General features: G+C 28.6%; 11 protein-coding genes. All 11 read right to left on the bottom strand.

The window, feature by feature from the left end; translation table 11 throughout:
* Positions 1–24 precede the first annotated feature (24 nt).
* Positions 25–3,219 (bottom strand): type I restriction endonuclease subunit R, encoded by a 3,195-nt coding sequence (locus tag ACFYH6_RS02270; RefSeq protein WP_416179280.1) that lies wholly within the window; start codon positions 3,217–3,219, stop codon positions 25–27.
* Positions 3,220–3,654: 435 nt separating this feature from the next.
* On the bottom strand, positions 3,655–5,610 hold the full coding sequence (locus ACFYH6_RS02265) for an AAA family ATPase (RefSeq protein ID WP_416179281.1): 1,956 nt from the start codon (positions 5,608–5,610) through the stop codon (positions 3,655–3,657).
* Position 5,611: 1 nt separating this feature from the next.
* The gene (locus ACFYH6_RS02260; protein WP_416179282.1) at positions 5,612–6,823 is read right to left on the bottom strand and encodes a restriction endonuclease subunit S; all 1,212 of its coding nucleotides are present in this window, start codon (positions 6,821–6,823) and stop codon (positions 5,612–5,614) included.
* 12 nt (positions 6,824–6,835) lie between these two features.
* On the bottom strand, positions 6,836–8,353 hold the full coding sequence (locus ACFYH6_RS02255) for a type I restriction-modification system subunit M (RefSeq protein ID WP_416179283.1): 1,518 nt from the start codon (positions 8,351–8,353) through the stop codon (positions 6,836–6,838).
* A gap of 280 nt (positions 8,354–8,633) precedes the next feature.
* Positions 8,634–10,910, bottom strand: coding sequence for a hypothetical protein (locus ACFYH6_RS02250; protein ID WP_416179284.1), 2,277 nt, complete (start codon positions 10,908–10,910; stop codon positions 8,634–8,636).
* 323 nt (positions 10,911–11,233) lie between these two features.
* Positions 11,234–12,301 (bottom strand): mannose-1-phosphate guanylyltransferase, encoded by a 1,068-nt coding sequence (locus tag ACFYH6_RS02245; RefSeq protein WP_416179285.1) that lies wholly within the window; start codon positions 12,299–12,301, stop codon positions 11,234–11,236.
* Between the two features lie 129 nt (positions 12,302–12,430).
* Entirely contained in the window at positions 12,431–13,906 is a 1,476-nt protein-coding gene (locus ACFYH6_RS02240) for an L-fucose/L-arabinose isomerase family protein (protein WP_416179286.1), read from the bottom strand.
* A gap of 56 nt (positions 13,907–13,962) precedes the next feature.
* A complete protein-coding gene (gene tkt, locus ACFYH6_RS02235) occupies positions 13,963–15,963 on the bottom strand; it encodes a transketolase (RefSeq protein WP_416179287.1) in 2,001 nt (666 codons plus the stop codon).
* Positions 15,964–15,993: 30 nt separating this feature from the next.
* Positions 15,994–16,644: a fructose-6-phosphate aldolase gene (fsa, locus tag ACFYH6_RS02230; protein ID WP_316344365.1), complete on the bottom strand. Its 651-nt coding sequence runs from the start codon at positions 16,642–16,644 to the stop codon at positions 15,994–15,996.
* 48 nt (positions 16,645–16,692) lie between these two features.
* On the bottom strand, positions 16,693–17,748 hold the full coding sequence (locus ACFYH6_RS02225; RefSeq protein WP_416179288.1) for an aldose epimerase family protein: 1,056 nt from the start codon (positions 17,746–17,748) through the stop codon (positions 16,693–16,695).
* Between the two features lie 146 nt (positions 17,749–17,894).
* On the bottom strand, positions 17,895–19,985 hold the full coding sequence (locus tag ACFYH6_RS02220; RefSeq protein WP_416179289.1) for a methyl-accepting chemotaxis protein: 2,091 nt from the start codon (positions 19,983–19,985) through the stop codon (positions 17,895–17,897).
* Positions 19,986–20,073 lie beyond the last annotated feature (88 nt).

Below are 20,073 nucleotides of genomic sequence, written 5' to 3'. Positions count from 1 at the left end.
ACAAAATAATTTTTATGTTATCAATTAAGATAATACATTAAAGTGTATCTTAGCCAAATTAAGCAATGGCTCCATAATTCTTTCTCTAACGCTCTTAGGTAATTTCTTAGAATACTTTCTAATTAGCATAAGCTTTATTGCTCTTTGGATATCATTAGTTTTAGTAGGGTTAGTAACCCAATCTATCATATAATTATCTTTAACTACATTCTTAACATCTCTAGCTATTTCTTTGGATAATTCTATAGTTTCATCACTTACATAAGCTTCTCCATCTTCATTTACAACAAAATCTACTTCTCCATCACTATCTTCATCTAGGTATTTTTTCACTACCTTAAAGAAAGCAAATTCTTTCTCATCAAGTCCTAAATTACTAGCTTCATCTGTAGCTCCTTGTTCTACATCATTATTAATAAACTCTTCAAGCCTTTTCTTTCTTTCAATCCAATTAATTTTAGTTTCATCTAATATCTTCTGAAGTCTTTCCAATAATGACTCATAATAAGCTGGATTTTCCTTCATTCTAATATTTATAGTATGTTTTATAGCATGTTCCATAGCTGATGCTTTAGCTTCATCTGATTTAAGCGTACTAATCTTAGCCTTAAAATCATTTTCAAATAAAGTTATTGGTCGAATCCATGATTGAACTCCTAATGACTTTAAATGACTTTCTATTATTTCTCTAACTTTTTCTCCACAATCAGAAATATCTATTGAATCACTTGGATTAAATTTAGCTTTAGCAGCTGCTCTAATATATGAAATCCATTTTAAATCATTTAATATACTTGTCTCTATATGTCTAGGTAATAAACTTTCTACTGCTCCTGAAAACTTTTTATACATAAGCTCAAATTCTGCTCTTTTATCCTCTGGCTCAATTTTATTAACTAGCTCATCTAAGTTATTTTTGTTTATCCCTCTAAACATGTTCATTATAGCTTCTCTATAGGATAACATCTCATTATATAAATCATCTAATGAATCCATAGGCTTACCTAAGTCAGCTTTATCAAATATAGCTAGTGCATCTTCAAGGTAATTTGATATTCCATAGTAATCAACTACATACCCACATTGTTTTGTGATACTTTCTCTTACTACTATACTAGTATCTAGTGTTCTTTCTACTTCTTTAGTATAGGTCCTATTAACTCTTGCTATTGCTTGTAATAGTGTATGTTCCTTAAGTGGTCTATCAAGATACATAACTTGTTCAATAGGAGCATCAAAGCCTGTTAATAACATATCCTTAACTATTAGAAAGCTTAATTTATCTTTGTCTATAGGTTGCTTAAATCTATTAATTATTGCATCTTGTTCTGATTTTGTAGTAAAGTGCTTCTTTAAATGTGGTAGGTCATTATTATTACCTGAGAATATTACCTTAGCTTCAAAGCCTTCCCCTAATATATTTTTCATATGCTTATTTAAAGCATTATAATACTTAACACAAGCTTCTCTTGATACACATACTATTTGAGCTTTAAATCCATTAGGTAGTATTTGCTCTTTGTAATGATGTAGTAAATCTACTACTATATCATTTATTCTTTCTTCTGATTGTACAATAGCTCTTTTGGTAGCATATTTTTGCTTTATAGCTGCTTTTTCATCATTACTTCTATCTGCGAAGGCTTCATCAAATAAATCTTCTAAGGATTCACCAACTATCTGTAAATCTGGTCTTCTCCCTTCATATACAATCCTTACTGTAGCACCATCATCAACTGCTTCTTTAATAGAATATTTATCTATATACCCACCAAAAGTTCTTGGTGTTGATTTATCTTCTTTATCTATAGGAGTTCCTGTAAATCCAATAAAAACTGCATTTGGCAATGCAACTCTCATATTTGACGCTGTATCTTTATATTGACTTCTATGAGCCTCATCTGCCAGAACAATAATATTTTGCTTTGTACTTAAAACAGGATACTTAACAGCATATTTTTGAATAGTCTTCTCACCTTCAAATAACACTTCTTTTTCTTCAGTTTCATTTTGGAACTTCTGAATGGTTGTCATTATTATTTGTGGCTGTGGATTAGATAATAAACTTTTCATATACTCAATATTATCTGCTCTAACTGGCGTTGTAATCTTAGATAAAGTTCTATTAAAGGTTCCAAATATCTGCTTATCAAGGTCTATTCTATCTGTAACTACAACTACAGTAGAATCCATTAATCCCTTAGTTCGTTTAATTTTTCTAGCTAAGAAAACCATAGTTAATGATTTACCTGAACCTTGAGTATGCCAAACAACTCCACCTCTTGAAAGCTTATCTTTTCCGCTAACAATTCTTTCTATAGCTTTATTAACAGCTCTAAATTGCTGATATCTACAAACTTTTTTAATAACAGCACCATTGTCAGCTTCAAAAACAATAAAATTTCTCATTAAATCAAGTAAGTTTTTCTTTTCTAGAAATCCTTGAAGAAATATATTTTGTCCACAATCTTTATAACCATCAATTTTATCTTTCTTAAATGGATATGGGTCCTTCCATTGTAAGTAATGATTATACTTTGAGCTTATTGTTCCAACGTAAGCGTTATATCTATTTAAAATTCCAGTAAAGAAATTGCTATAAAATAATCTTGGAGCTCCTTCCCCTAAGTCATTATCTCTAACATTCATATATCTTCTTAATTGCTCAAAGGCTTGCTTCTTTCCGATACTTTCATTATTACTTTTTTCTAAAAATGGAGACTTAGCTTCTAAAACTACAACAGGAATTCCATTTACAAAAATAATTATGTCTGGGAAAATAGATTTTCCACTTAAGGTTTGAACTTCAAATTGACGAACTACTAAAAAATCATTATTATAAGGATCTTCCCAATCTATAAATTGAACAGTATGATACTTCTTTTGACCATCACCATTTAAGTCTTGTTCAACTGTAAAGGTTAAATCTACAAGAGTTTCATAAATTTTTTCATTTATTTCTAATAAACTTGTTCCTAAACTATCGGATCTACTAATATATCTTATTGCTCTATCTAAATTACTTTCATTTATCCAAGGATTAAGCTTTTTTACTGCTTTCTTTAATCTATCTACTAATACAACATCAGCTAAGGATTCTCTCACTCCACTTTCAGGAATTAATTCTTTTCCATGAATGAAATTGTAATCTAATTTATCCTCTAAATATTCAATTGCTGGTAATTCTACTAAGGTTTCTTCGTTTCCTAAGTATGGCATTTTTATCCCCCTAAACTCTTATAATCTTAATTAAATTATACACTATTTTACAATTAGCAACCTTATTTATATATCAAAAAAGCCATAGATTTCTCTATGACCTTATATTATTTTTTAATTTTCTTTTCTAAATCGCTTTCTCTCATTTTATATTAAATAAAATTCTTTCATAATTACCTAACTATTTATAATGTCCATTAAATTGAAAACTAATTATTTTTTACTATCTGACTTACTGATTACTCGACTATTTTTTAGTTATTTTCCATAACTTTCATAACATTAAATTTATTATAATAACATAGTTGTATTAATATTTATACTAGTTTTAGCATTCTTATATTTAATAAGTTAAATATATTAATTCCTTCTATTCTATCTTTAGTGTGCCCAGAATTTAAATTGGCATATATTTTAATCATTTATTTGTTTTATTTATTCTAAAAAATATACTTTTATTAATTCAAATAATTGTGGATTTTCTATAATAGCATTTTCATCACAATTTTTTATGTAATTATTAGCTAATATAAACTTAAATCTATTATCATTCATATATTTATAAATTAAATCTCTATTTTTAAGACTATCCATATCTTTTGGATATAAAATTGAATCACTAAGTTCTCCTTTAATCCTTGATACAATAGTCTTTTCATTAAATTCAAATCCATTAAAAATATTAGTTAGTTCTTCATTACCATAATTTTTTATAGATTCTGATAAAGCTTCATATAAAACCTTAGGAATTAAACAATCCTCAATCTCCGTTTGATTATGGTATCCATCTCCGCCTATTTTTTTTAATTCAATTTTATTTTCCCTATTGTGTTGAATTCTGCATATTCTTAACTTTTTATTTCTAGTTTCACTTGGTAAATCAATAGTTTTCACTTCATCATCAGTATCAATTATGCATAATACTTTACTATCCAAGGCATTCCCCTCATCCTTTTCCGAAAAAGGTATGTACAGATATTGATATAACTTAGTAACATTCCCACACCCACCAACACTTAGTAGCTTCAAATTTGGTATATCTTTTAAATAATGCTTTAGGTATAATTTATCATCACTACCTTCACATATTATCCAATTAGTATTATCAGCTCTCATAGAACTTAGAATAGATGATGCTAATTCAAAATAGCTTTTTAGCATTAAATCATTAGGTAAACTCCTTCTATTTTCAAAATAGTTATTAAAATTGAAATACGATATTTTAATTTTTCTATCCTTTTCTAAATATTGCAGATTCCCGTTTGTTGTGACTGGTAATGCACCATACCAGTGTGTTGTTATTACTATTTGATGCTTACTGCTTAAGCCTTCTAACCTTTCAAACTGATTAAAAGCCTTAGATATATGTAAAGAATTTTCTGGTTCATCAATTGCAAAAATAATCTTTTTATCAGTTTTATCATTATGCAATAAAAATGCTGTTGCAATATCAATTATTGCTATCCGTTGTTCTCCTGAACTTAATTCATTTATCTCTTGCTTATCCTTTTTTAATGTTCTAATTGAAAAATATGCTTCTAATATCTTCTTTCTTACATCTGAAGAAGTCAAGTTCTTTTTATAAGCTCCTTCAACCTTAAATGCATACTCATTATCAATATTTTGAATTACATCATTCACTGAATCCATATACTCATTTAGTGAATCATTAATAAAATCTATAACACTAAATTTTCTACGCCCTTCTTCAAACTTTTTGTTATTCAAAATATTATCTATTTCATTTAATACATCTGTATTCATTAAATTTTGAATTTCTTTACTTTCTATTCTTAAAATTTCACTTGGTGTCGTATGAATAGGAATATATATGTATGAATAGTACTCCCTTATTTTCTCTAAGATTATATCATAATTAAAATTTTGCAATTCTTCTGGTATTTTATTTATAACATCCTTATTGAATGTTATAAAATAAAGCTTATTTTTACACTCATATTGAACTCCTAATACAAGTAAATAATATTCTTCTTGTGAATATTTCTCTTTCATAAACTCTTTATACTTAAAAAAGTTAATAAATTCATCAGACTTTAGATTTGAATTTATATTTTCATCAGATTCCCAAAAATAACCACTCAGAAACTCAACAAACTCTTTCTCTTTCGAATTATTACCTAGCACCTCATTTAACTCTTCCTTCTTAACGAGAAAGACTGGGGCTATGAAAGCCTCATCTTTCTTTCCATTCTTATTTTTGTTCCAAGATGTATTATTAAAAAACGTATCAAGTGCCTCTAATACTGAACTCTTACCAACTCCATTATTGCCTATAAGTGTAGAGTATTTATTATTATAATCATTACAAATAGGTATAAAATATAATCCTTGATAAATCTTATAATGTCTAACAAATAGTGCTGTAATCATATTAATCCCCTTTACATACCCTTATTTTTCCTGTTAACAATTGTTGCATTAATCCTTTTTTAATTTCTTCTAGCTTTTGCTTCTTATTTTCATATTCTTCTATCTTTTCATCAACTTCTGATAATATTAATTCTATTTTTTCTTGTTCATTTATTGAAGGTAAACTTATCATTATTGATTCAATCTGATTAGAACTTATATTAGGTTGCCCTGTTGTACTACAAAGTTCACCTACCTTATTTATAAAATAATCTGAGAAACAATATTGATATAAATATTTCCCACTAACCTTGTCTGAACAAATAAATCGTCCGACTCTTTGATTTAATAATGATGGAATATCTGTTTCTTTAACTTTACATACTTTTATCCCCGATGAAATAATTGGACGTGTCATAGCAATTACCACATCACCAAAATTCAGTCTGTACTCTGAATATTTATATAAAAATTCTTTAGGTAAAAAATTTGTATCACTCCATATTAAATCTTTCTGTTGCACATTAGTTATCTTAACTAAATTAATTCCATTATCTATATAGTCACTACTTTTAAAAGCATATCCCCCTTGAAACTTTGCAATATCTCCTATTCTTAGTACTTCCCACGCCTCAGGAATCTCCCCAATTTCCGTCTTCTTAAACTTTGTATGTCCAATTCCCTTAGTTAAAAGTTGTTGCATTAATCCTTTTTTAAGTTCCTTATTTTTTTCAATAAGTTCATCAACATTATCTATTTGCTCATCTACAGTTGTAAGAATTGAAGCTATTTTTCCTTGCTCTTCATAAGGAGGGATTGCTATTGAAATTGTATTTAAATTAGAAACACTTAAACTTGGTACTCCTGTAGCTTCATTGTACTTTTTCAAATCTATATTATCTAAGTAATAGTAAAACCATTTTGCTAAAAAATCATCATTTAATTTAGTGTAAAATAATGTATCTACTGTCCAAAACGGCTCCTCTATATATTGTGGTTTGTCAATAGTTCCCTTTCTACCTATTAGAACTGATGGCTCATTCCAAAGAAAATCATTTGTATATCCAATTATTCCACCTGTTCCTAGTATTTTATATTTTCCATTATCGACCTCAACTTCTTTTTGAGATTTTCCATAGCATATATTAGCAATATCCTTTAACTTCTTTACTTCCCATTCACTTGGTATCTCCCCAAGTTCAGTCATCTTATATCCTTCTTTAATCTTCTTCACTAAATCACCACCTTACACTACATCAAAACCTAATTCTTTTAAATATTCATTAAGCTTCTCTTTAGTCTCAGCTTCCTTCTTTTCTAGTTCAACTATTTCTCCTAAAACCTTTTGAATATCAACTTCTTCTTCTTCTTCAGTAGTATCTACATATCTACTAATATTTAAATTACAATCATTTTCTTTAATTGTTTCAATATCAACAACAGATGCATATTTTTCTACATCTTCAAAAGCATCAAATGCTTCTACTATCTTTTCTATATCTTCTTCTCTAAGTTTATTTTTATTTCCATCCTTAACAAAATCATTACTTCCGTCTATAAATAAAATTTTACCTTTTCTTTCTTCTGATTTAGATTTATTTAAAACAAGTATAGCTGCTGGAATTCCCGTTCCATAGAATATGTTTTGTGGTATTCCTATTACTGCTTCTATTAAATCATCATTAATAAATCCAGTTCTTATTTCCCCTTCAGATGAACCTCTAAATAATACTCCATGTGGTACTACAGATGCCATTTTCCCTTTCATATTTAAGCTTGATAACATATGCTCAACAAAAGCTAAATCTCCATAAGACTTTGGTGGAATACCATAATTAAATCTATGGAAAGCATCACTTTGAGCTTCTTCAACTCCCCAGTTCTTTAATGAAAATGGTGGATTAGCAAGTACTTTATCAAAAACTTTTAAAGCTCCACCTTCTGTATGTTTTGGTTCTCTTATAGTATCACCTTTTTGTATATCTGCACCTTTAGCTCCATGGAATAACATGTTCATTTTGCATATCGCCCATGTAGAAAGGTTTATTTCTTGACCAAAAAGACTTAAGTTCTTTGGATTCCCACCATGTTTTTTAACATACTCTATACTTTGAATTAACATACCACCTGAACCACAAGTAGGGTCATAAATTCTATCTCCTTCTTCTGGCTTTAATATGTTAACTAATACTTTAACTACTTCTGTTGGAGTATAGAATTCTCCACCTTTTTTACCACCTTGGTCTGCAAATTGTTTAATTAAATATTGATAAGCATCTCCTAGCATATCATCTGATTCTAAATTTGAGTTTGCTAAGTTTATTGTACTAAATAGTATCAAAAGTTGAGATAATTTCTTATCTGGAACCTTTTCTTTATCATTATAGTTAGTTGTACTTAGTACTCCAATAAGCTCTGAATTTTTTGGTTCATCTTCAATAGCTTTAAAAGCTTTATCTAGTTCTGGTCCTATATTTAATGTTAAATCCTTAAGTTTTGCCCATCTTGCTTGTTCTGGAACAAAAAAGCTTTCATAAATAGATGAGTCTTCTAAAAGTTCTTGTATTTCGTCTTCATCCAAACCATCTTCAGTGAATTCTTGTTTTCTAGCTTCTCTTTCTTCATCAAATTCATCATTTATCCTCTTTAAAAATAACATACCAAATATATAATCTTTATATTCTGCACCAGTTAATTCACCTCTTAATATATCAGCACTTTTCCAAAGAGTTGATTCTAATTCTTGTAATGTAAGTTTAGCCATAATTTCATCTCCGTTACCTTTATTTCTTCATCTTAACTGTATAATATATTGAATTCTCAATTAATCTCTAATAATATATTATGTAAATATATCCTTATATATTTTACCATATTAAAACATAAATTTAGCAAGTTAAAAATCTTATATTATATATATTTCCTTTCTAATTAACTTAAGGATGTAATATAAGTAATTAACTTACATCACATCCTTAAGTTTTACAAAACATTATTGTAAATATTTTTTAGATTTTAAATAATTAATTGCTTAATTAAACATTTTATTTTAAAAATTCAAATTCAAATAGGAATGGTACTATTTCCTCTAAATAATAGTTTTTAACTAAAAATGATAATGCAGCAATCTCTCCGTTCAATACTGGATAATCATAGATAATTTCACCTAATTCGTTTTTATGATGTGTATTTAATTCATCTTTTATTTGATAAATCCCATATGTTAGTTCTTGATTATAGTTTAAAGTTAATTTAGCTTCTTTTAATATTTCATTCCACAAATCTATTAAGACTTTTTCCTTGTTCTTTACTTTTAATTTATTCAAATCTATGCTTGCAATAGTTTCTCCATTAGTTGTATCAAGGCATATTTCATTTCTATAAAATATGCCGTTTCTTATCATAAAACTTCTCATATGATTCTGACTTTCCAATACACAGAATAAAAGTATTTTAAGTAAATCTTGCTTACCTATTGATGTAACTATATGTTTAAAAAATCTTGCTGAACCATCAGCTGATTTCATAATTCTAGATCTTTCGGTCCAGCTTGCATTATATCTAATATAGCGGCTAGCTGCAAACATAGGAAGCTTTTCTAGATAATTATCTTTTCTCAAGAAAAACCCATTACCATTATATCTACCTGCCACCAACAGACTAGACTTCGTATCTGGGTTATCAAAACCTGAGCTATCAGCTACAAGATATCCAATAATATTCTTATCATACAATGGTCTTATTCTTTTTTTAACACTATCAGGTGCCTCAAGTCCATTTAAACCTACCAAAATCCCCTCTTCTTTTTCTGTAGTTAATTTTCTGTTATCATAATAAACATTACTATATTTAGTTAAAATCTTCTTTATATCAATATTTCCACAATAAACTAGCTTATTATCCTTTATATCATAAGCTTTTAATTCAAAAGAATTTTGTAATGTACAATTCTCATTAGACCATAACGCAACCATAATACAAGCATTTATTTTTGTATGAAAATGTTTCCTATTAAAAGCGTATCCATCTAAGAATTTTTTAGAAATCAAATGCTGAGTTTTCCAATACTTCACAGGTGAAAAAACTATATAACTATCTGTTGGTTGTCTCAAATAATATTTAAAAGCAGACCATATGAATACATTTCCTAAATCATTTATAGCTGTACCTTTAATTTCTTTTTTCATCTGCTCTACAACAAAACTTTTCTTCCAAATAGACGATGTTTCAGCTTTACTCTTTTTTTGATGCTCTATAGATGTAGTTTCTGCATATGGAGGATTTTCAAAAATAATTATTGTACACTTATCATCTTTTATATATTTTTCAATTAATTCATTATACACATAATCTTTACTAAGAGCATTTGCACTTTTAACAAACCCTTTATCGTAAGTTTCGTCAGTTTCTATTGGTGGTATAATAAATCTTACTTTATCTGCTAATCTCTCACAAAGAACCTTATACTCATAATATTCATAGGTTGATAGAATGCAATGTGATAGCTCAACATCAGTTAAAAATTCCTCTAAATTACCTGTTCCAGCACATCTATCTATAATAACGTAATCATTATCTTTTGGAACTCTTTCTATAGCTTTTCTAACTAATTCTATTGCTTTTTTACAATATAACTCTGGTGTATAAAATGCTCCCAAATTCTTTTTATTTAAATCGTCATTTAATCTATCCATTAAATATTTAAACTTCTCATTTGTTTTCTCATTATATGATAATATGTGCCCTGCAAAATGCTTAGGTTGTCGGATTTCACCAATAATTTTTACTCTTCCCTCTAAATCTCCAAGAAAATCTCCTTTATTGGCATTAGGGTTTTCCTTATAATATCTTTCAGCCCATCCTACTATGCAATTTTCATCAATATTAATAGGCATATAATTTCTTGCTCTAAGTATTTGAATCATATCTACTTGTCCACGTTGTATTGAATAATCAATTATTTTTACATATGATTTAGTCATAATAAAACCATCATTATTTTTACTAGCAGATCCATAGTATATTTTATGAATATCATCAAAATAATCTTGACTGTTAAAAATATAGCATTTTTCTTCATTAAGAGATATCAATAGTATATTTGCTGGTACAGATCTTCCCTTAACTCTCATTACTGATAAATATTTAATTGCTTGTAACAAAGTTTTGCTAACATCATTAATATTTAATTTAAACTCTAACAAATTCCCTTTCCAAACGCCATCTGTATTCTCAATTAATACATCATTATTTTTATAGTCTATTCTAAATGTTTTAAAAAAATCTATTTGTCCTTCCTTTTCAATCCTATATTCTCTCAAAATAAATCTCTCCCCAATTATATTATTAGTATTATTATTAAATTGTTTTTTAATATAATATATTGGATGCCTTAATTTCTTAGAATAATATATTGATAATTTATAGGGTAATATGCAGTATATATAAGAAACTTTCAACTAAATATTTGTCATCTAATTCTTTAATTCTACTATGAAGTACGGCTATATACTAAATGTTAAATACACACTATTTTATCTTTTCTATAATAACCCTATCCAATTAAATTAAGGCTATAACTTAAGTAAATACTTAAATTACAGCCTTAATTTTTACAAACCATTATTATCTATAATGATTTTATTTACATAAATTCTCCATACCTTCGCTCATTACTTATATCATTTAATAGATGCTTTATTTCTTGTTCTTTGTTTTTATCCATAATTAGAATAACGTCTCCAGCATCTACAACTATTAAATCCTTTAGTCCAAATCCAATAATTAGGTTTTTCTCTCCAAAAACTGCACAATTTTCACTATCTTGAAGGTATACATTATCGCTTACTTTATTATTTTTATCTTCCTCTAAATATCTACTTAAAGCTGAAAAGCTTCCAATGTCATCCCATATAAAATCACTTTTAATAACATAAGCTTTTCTTGTTTTTTGCATAACACCAAAGTCTATAGATATGCCATCTATTAAAGAGTATTGCTCTCTAATAACTTCATCTTCATTTTCTTCCCCTATATGCTTATATATTTCCATTAATGATTTATATAATTTAGGAAGATATTTTTCTATTTCTCTTAGTATTACATCAGCTCTAAATATAAACATTCCAGAATTCCATAAATAGCTTCCCTTTAGCAAGAAATCTTTAGCTACTTCTAGGTTAGGCTTTTCTGTAAATCTTTCTACTCTAAAGGTTGGTATTTCTGCTATAGTCCGTTGTCCCATTTCAATATACCCATAGCCTGTCTCTGCTCTTGAAGGGGTAATACCTAAGGTTACTATCCCTCTTTTTTTATTAGCTATTTCAACAGCTTGTGATAATGTGTCAATATACAATTTTTCATTTTCTATATGGTGGTCCGAAGGTAAAACAACCATAATAGCATCATTGTCTTTTTTTAATAGTTTTACAGCTGACAGTCCTATACATGTTGCAGTTTCCTTGTTCATTGGTTCAGTGAAAATATTGTTTGAATTAATATTATCTAATTCTCCTTTTACCTTATCCTCATAATCCTTATTAGTAACAATATAAATATTTTCTTTGTTAATTAATGGTGATACCCTATCTACTGTATTTTGTAGAAAGCTTTTATCATTAATAACCTTTAAAAATTGTTTAGGCCTTGATGATCTTGATAAAGGATAAAGTCTTGTACCTTTTCCTCCTGCTAATATTAGCCCGTATATCAATAATTTTCAACTCCACGTAAATTCTTTTATATATCTTATGCTATGTATTTTGTTTTGTGAAAATTAATAAGGCTGTATTTGATTAGGATACAGCCTTACTTGGTAAAAAATTATTATAGTAAAATTATATTATTTTATAAATGGATTTTCAGATTTATACAACATTCCCTTAGGTTGATTAAAGCCTATTTCTTTAACTCCTAAGTATCTAAATAAATTATATATAGCCTTTCCAAAATGTCCAAAGGCAACTGCTCCATGGTGAGGATATCTACCTTGTATTAATACATGTCTATAGAATCTTCCCATTTCAGGAATTGCAAATATTCCTATTGCACCAAAGGATCTTGTTGCAACTGGTAGTACTTCTCCTTCTGCAACATATGCAGTAAGCTCAGCATCTGCATTACTTTGTAATCTAAAGAAAGTTATATCTCCAGGAATAATATCTCCTTCAAGAGTTCCTCTTGTAATGTTTGGTTCTTGATTTGGCTCTAAAGCTCTTGCCATAATCATTTGGTTTTTCATTGTACAGCTTGTTAATTTACATGCTGCTGTATTACCACAGTGGAAGCCCATAAATGTATCTTGTAATGTGTAATTGAACTTTCCTTTAATTTCTGAATCGTACATATCCTTAGGAACTGTATTATTTATATCTAATAAAGTTACAACATCTTGGCTTATGCAAGTTCCAATATATTCACTTAATGCTCCGTAAATATCAACTTCACAAGATACTGCTATTCCTCTAGCTGTTAATCTACTATTAACATAGCATGGAACAAATCCAAATTGAGTTTGGAAGGATGGCCAACATTTATTAGCAAATACAACGAACTCTCTTGATCCCTTATGTGCTTCCATCCAATCTAATAATGTAAGTTCATATTGTGCAAGCTTAGGTAAAATACCAGGCATTTTATTTCCTTCACCTAATTCTTTTTCCATATCTGCAATTACATCTGGAATTCTAGGATCATCTTTATGATCATTAAAGGCAGCATATAAATCTAATTCAGAGTTTTCTTCAATTTCTACTCCTAAATTATATAATTGCTTAATTGGTGCATTACAAGCTAAGAAGTCTTGTGGTCTTGGTCCAAAAGATATTATCTTTAGATTTTTAAGTCCAATTAAAGCAGCTGCTACTGGAGTAAATTCTTTTATCATTTCTGATACTTCATCTGCTGTACCTACAGGGTATTCAGGTATATATGCATTTACATTTCTAAGTGCTAAATTATAACTAGCATTTAACATTCCACAGTAAGCATCCCCTCTTCCCCCTATTAAGTCATCTCCACTCTCTTCAGAAGCTGCTACAAACATAACTGGTCCATTAAATTCTTTTGCTAATAATGTTTCTGATGTTTCTGGTCCAAAATTACCTAAATAAACTACTAAAGCATTTACTCCAGCATCCTTTATATCCTTTAGAGCTTCTCTCATATGAATTTCGTTTTCTACTGTTATTTTACATTCATATATATCTCCATCAAAAGCTTCTACTACTGCTTTTCTACGATTTGCTGATAAATCCATTGGAAAACAATCTCTACTTACTGCAACAATTCCTAATTTAACCTTTGGTGTATTATTCATTTATATCTCCTCCAAATAATTTTTCAATAATTGTAATTTCTGAAATCCCCCTGAAATTACTTTTTGTTTTTATTAACACATTTTCTTGATTTATCAACAACATTTTCTACTGTAAAGCCAAACTTCTTAAATAGTTCATTGGCATTTCCTGATTCTCCAAAGGTATCAAGAGATACTATATCTCCATCTAAGCCTACGTATTTATGCCATCCAAAGGAAGTTAATGCTTCCACTGCAACTCTTGTACGTACTGAATTAGGTAATACACTTTCCTTATAAGCTTCATCTTGTTGGTCAAATAACTTAAAGCATGGAATACTTACTACTCTTGCATCAATACCCTCTTCATAAAGTTTATCAGCTGCTTTATATACTAATTCTACTTCTGAACCTGATGCCATTAATATAATATCTGGAATTTCTTTTTTAGATTCCTTAATTACATATCCACCCTTTAAGGCTCTCTTTGGGCATCCATCATATAGAGGTAATTTTTGTCTTGTTAATACTAATGAAGTAGGTGTTTCATCATTAGTTACAGCATAATACCAAGCTGCTGCAGTTTCCTTTGAATCTGCTGGTCTAAACACAGCCATATTTGGCATGCTTCTAAGAGCTGCTAATTGTTCTATAGGTTGATGAGTTGGACCATCTTCTCCTACACCAATACTATCGTGAGTTAATACATATGCTATTGGTAATTTCATTAATGCAGATAATCTCATTGCAGCCTTCATATAATCACTAAATACAAAGAAGGTTGCACAGTAAACTTTAAGTCCTCCATGAGCATACATACCATTAGCTATAGCTGCCATTGCATGTTCTCTTACTCCAAAGTGAAGATTTTGTCCACTTCTATCTTCTGCTGAAAAGTCACCTTTTCCATTCATATAACTTTTATTTGAAGGAGCTAAATCTGCTGAGCCTCCAATTAAATTTGGAATTATATTAGCTAATCTATTAATAACCACACCTGAAGAATCTCTAGTTGCCATTTCTTTATCGAAGCTCCAGAACTCTTCATTATTTAATAATTCCTCTTTGTCTACTTCATTTTTCATCCATTTACTATACTCATTTGCTAGTTCAGGATAAGAATTTTTATATTCATTAAATACTTCATTCCATTTTTCTTCTTTTTCTATTCCTTCATTAATATAGTTATTCATATTTTCATATACTTCATCTGGAACATAGAAAGAAGGTTCTAATCTCCATCCACAGTTTTCCTTTAAGGCCTTTATATTATCTTCACCTAATGGCTCTCCATGAGCTGATGCCTTTCCTTCCTTAGCTGGACATCCAAAACCTATTATATTTTTAACTATTATAATAGATGGTTTTGAAGTTTCAGCCTTTGCTTCATCTATTGCCTTGGAAATTGCATCTATGTCATTTCCATCATTAACTTTAATTACTTGCCAGCCATAAGCTTCATATCTCTTTGCAACATCTTCTCTAAAAGCAATATCTGTACTTCCTTCTATTGAGATATTGTTAGAATCATAAAGGGCTATTAGCTTTCCTAATCCTAATGTTCCTGCTAATGATGATGCTTCTCCTGAAATTCCTTCCATAAGACAACCATCACCTACAATTGTATATGTGTAGTGATTAACTATATTAAAATTATCTTTATTGAACTTTTCTGCTAAGTAGCTTTCTGCCATAGCCATACCCACAGCATTACATATACCTTGTCCAAGTGGTCCTGTTGTTATTTCTACTCCTTTTGTATGCTTATATTCTGGATGTCCTGGAGTTAAACTTCCAACTTGTCTAAAGTTTTTAATATCTTCTATAGTTATTCCATATCCAAATAAATGTAATAAGGAATATTCAAGCATGGAACCATGTCCAGCTGATAATATAAATCTATCTCTATTATCCCAATTAGGATTTTTTCCATTATGATTCATCTTAGTCCATAAAGTAAATGCCATGGTAGCTGCTCCTAATGGCAAACCTGGATGTCCTGAATTTGATTTTTGTATTGCATCTGCTGATAAAACTCTTATAGCATTAATAGATAGCTTATCTAATTCTATATTCATATTTTCCTCACTTATCCTATAACTTATATATTATTTATTTCCAAAAGCCTTTGCCCAATCTGCTTTAAACTTTTCTAGTCCTTGATCTGTTAATGGATGATATAACATTTGTTTAACTAAATCATAAGGTACTGTTGCTATATCTGCTCCTGCTCTAGCTGCTTCTAAAACATGTATTGGATTTCTTACACTTGCAGCAATTATTTTAGTTTCAATTCCATGTAAGCTAAATATATCTGCAATATCTCTTACTAAGTCCATACCTGTCATTGAAATATCATCTAATCTTCCAAGGAATGGGCTAACATATGTTGCTCCTGCATTTGCAGCAAGTAAAGCTTGAGCTGCTGAGAATATTAGAGTTACATTAGTTTTTATACCTTCACTAGCTAGAACCTTAGTTGCCTTTAAGCCTTCACCAGTCATAGGAATTTTTACTATCATATTTTTGTGAATCTTAGCAATTTCTCTACCTTCTTTTATCATTCCAGCAGCATCTTCGCTAACTACTTCTCCACTAATTGGTCCATCTACTATTTCAGTAATTTCTTTAATTACTTCATTAAAGTCTCTTCCTTCTTTTGCTATAAGAGATGGATTTGTTGTTACTCCACAAATAACTCCCATTTCATTTACTTCTTTAATATGTTCTACATTAGCTGTATCTAAGAAAAATTTCATTGCTACTACCTCTCTTCTCATTAATATTTTTAATATATTTTTGTTAACTTATATATTTGTAAATTTATATATTGTAGTATGGCTATACTTGTCATTTGCCTTTAATAATGAAGTTTCAAAATTCTTGTCATTTATAGCGTTAGGAACAAATTGTGTTTCTAAACATAGACCACTTCTTCTTTCATAAGTTGTGTTATCCTTCCCCTTTTCTAAACCATCTAGGAAATTACCTGTATATAATTGCACTCCTACATTTGTTGTATACATTTCCATTGCAATTCCAGAAGTTTCGTCAACAACCTTAGCTGATAATACTGATAAATCCCCTTTAGAATTTAATAACCAGTTATGATCATAACCTTGTCCAAATTCAATTTGCTCATCTTTATCATTTATATTTTGTCCTATAGTTTTTAATTCCTTAAAGTTCATAGGTGTATTTTCTACACTTCTTATTTCTCCTGTAGGAATTGAATATTTATCATTTACAGTAAAATTATCTGCATTAATAAATAACTTTTCATCTAAGATAAGTCCTGAAGAATGTCCAGAAAGATTGAAGTAAGCATGATTAGTAAGGTTAACTACTGTATCTTTATCACTAACAGCTTTATATTCTATCTTTAATTCATTATCATCTGTTAGAGAATAGAATACATTTACATTAAGGTTTCCAGGATACCCTTCTTCTCCATCTTCACTTAAGTATGATAATTTTAATATATTATTTTCATTATCAATTATTTCTGAATCCCATATAACTTTATCAAAGCCTTTATTTCCTCCATGAAGATGATTAACTCCGTCATTGGCTGCTAAAGTATATTCTTCACCATTAATTGTAAACTTACTATTTTCTATTCTATTTCCACAACGTCCAATTAAAGCTCCATGAAACTTTTTGCCATTTTCATAGCCTTGAATATTGTCATATCCTAAAACAACATCTCTAAAATCGCCTTTATTATCTGGAACCTTAATTTCTGTAATAGCTCCGCCATAAGTTATGATTTTTACTTCCATTTTGTTTTTATTAGTTAAGGTATAGCTTTTTACTTCTAAGCCATTTTTTGCTCTTCCAAATGACTGTTCAACTATAGACATATTCTTCCCTCCACTTAATCTCGTTTTCATATTTATCTTATATTATCCACCATTGATGCTACAAGAAATTACTTATGTTTTTATGGACAATATTTGTCATCTTATATAATAGAAATTTTCTTATGTAACTTATAAATTTACAGGTTTTAATCTTTTATATGGAAATAGGAAATGGTTTTATTTAATTTTCCAACTATCTTATCTAATTCCTTTGAGAAATCAGAAATTTTTTCTATTTCTTTTATTTGCTCTTGAGCTGCTCCTGCTACTTCTCTAGTTGTTGCTTCTGTTTCTTCTGAAATAGCTACTATACTTTCTATGGCAGTTTTAGTTATTTCTTTAGACTCAACTATTCTCTCTATTAATTCAAAGAAGTCCTTTAATTCACTATCAATTTGATCAATTGAATTAAATATCTCATTAAAAGCTAAACTAGTATTTTTTAAAGCAGACATTTGTTGTGTAATTACACCCTTAGAGTTATTTGCCATATTAGCAACTCCCTCTGTTTTCTTTTGGATGTTATTTATTATGTTAGAAATTCTTATTGAAGATTCTTTGGACTTACTAGCTAAGCTTCCTACTTCCTCTGCAACTACTGCAAAGCCTCTTCCAGCCTCCCCTGCCCTTGCTGCCTCAATGGCTGCATTTAATGATAAAAGGTTAGTTTGTTCTGAAATATCCTTTATTATATCTACAATATCCTTTATTTCTTTTACTTCATAATTTAAATCATTTATTTCACTTACAATTTCTAAAGATATTTCATTAGTTTCTTCTGCTCTTAAGTTTAATATTTTCACTGTATCTACTGCTTCATTTTGTATATCTTTGGTCTTTTCTAAATGCCTAACTATATTGTTTGATTTTTCATTAACTATATTTATATCATTTGATAAATTATTCATACATTCAAAGCTTTCAGTTGCACTGGTTACTTGTCCAACTGCTCCTGATTCTATTTCCATCATCATTGCAGATATTTCTTCTGATACAGCATATGAATGTTCTGATGCCACAGAAATAACTTGTGTTCCCTTTGAGATATTCTCCATTAAGCCTTTAATATCTACTATTAATCCACTTATTTTATTAAGCATCTCTTTAAAAGCTCCATTAACTTTACCTATCTCATCCTTATATTCATTTTTTATATAAATGCTCAAGTCTCCCTCTTTTGCTTTATTCATATGACTTATTAATCTTTGTAAGGATTTTGATATATCTCTTGATATTAATATAGAAATAATCATAGCTACTATAAAGGCTATTAAACCAATTATCAGTATATTTACGCCAATACCATTAGCTTCTTTATTTAAATAACTATAAGGAATGTTAGATAATAAATACCAATCATTAGTGTCTATACTGGCAAAGGATATTAATTCCTTCTCATTAGAATCAGAAAAGGTTTTCTCTTTTGCTTCTTCACCATCTAATGAACTAACTTCCCTATTAAGATCTTCTATAATATTACTTGCCTTATACTTTTGTCCTATATTAATCTTGTCAGCATTACCTATAATAGTTCCATCTAAGCTTACTATTGAAACACTTGATGCTTCTCCCAAATCTATATCTTTTAATATATTTGAAAAAATATTAGGATTAATTTCTTGAACTAATAAGCCTATTTTTTTACCATTACTTGAAGAATTAATTGGTGTAATATTATAAATTGAATAAGCATCATTATCTTTTTGTAAAATCCATCTAGTTTCATTAACTTCATTATTTTTTAAGTATTCCATAATACTAAGAGAAGTATTGCCTAAGCTGCTATTTTCATTATCTATAATACTTAAATTTTGTATATTTTTATTTGATAAGGCTCTTAATCTCATTAATTTAGATAAGGAATTTGTTGCATCATATTTTGTGTTATAATCCATAGTTTTATTATTTTGTAGGTAATCTTGAAGTTCTACTTCCATTACTAAAGATTTAGCTAAATCCATATGTTTATCCATTTCATTTGAAATGTTTCTTTTGATTTGAGTTGTAATTTGCGAAGAAAACTTTTTGCTTTTATCATTAATAGCATCTCTGTATTGAACTAATGAAATGACTCCTGTAACTAAAATTATCATAAGTATTAAAAATCCATAGAAAAATATTAGCCTATACTTTATATTGATATTTCTCCAAAAGTTATAAATATTATTTAATTTGAATTTTTTAAAGTTTAAATCACCCTTAATTTTATTAGCCTTCTTAACCCCTTTTTTCTTCATAGCATTCTCCTATATCCATATATTAATAATAACACCTTAAGGACCCTTAAGTAAATATTTACATAACATCCCTATATTATGTATACTA

Origin of the sequence: Clostridium sp. HCS.1, assembly GCF_047900555.1 — a bacterium.
Lineage (GTDB): Bacteria > Bacillota > Clostridia > Clostridiales > Clostridiaceae > Clostridium.
The sequence above is the reverse complement of the archived record's forward strand: the minus strand, read 5'-3'. Positions and strand labels throughout refer to the sequence as shown.

Coding starts and splice junctions, on each gene's coding strand:
- ACFYH6_RS02270 (WP_416179280.1), bottom strand. CDS start 3,219: ATGCCATACTTAGGAAACGAAGAAACCTTAGTAGAATTACCAGCAATT.
- ACFYH6_RS02265 (WP_416179281.1), bottom strand. CDS start 5,610: ATGATTACAGCACTATTTGTTAGACATTATAAGATTTATCAAGGATTA.
- ACFYH6_RS02255 (WP_416179283.1), bottom strand. CDS start 8,353: ATGGCTAAACTTACATTACAAGAATTAGAATCAACTCTTTGGAAAAGT.
- ACFYH6_RS02240 (WP_416179286.1), bottom strand. CDS start 13,906: ATGAATAATACACCAAAGGTTAAATTAGGAATTGTTGCAGTAAGTAGA.
- tkt (WP_416179287.1), bottom strand. CDS start 15,963: ATGAATATAGAATTAGATAAGCTATCTATTAATGCTATAAGAGTTTTA.
- fsa (WP_316344365.1), bottom strand. CDS start 16,644: ATGAAATTTTTCTTAGATACAGCTAATGTAGAACATATTAAAGAAGTA.
- ACFYH6_RS02225 (WP_416179288.1), bottom strand. CDS start 17,748: ATGTCTATAGTTGAACAGTCATTTGGAAGAGCAAAAAATGGCTTAGAA.
- ACFYH6_RS02220 (WP_416179289.1), bottom strand. CDS start 19,985: ATGAAGAAAAAAGGGGTTAAGAAGGCTAATAAAATTAAGGGTGATTTA.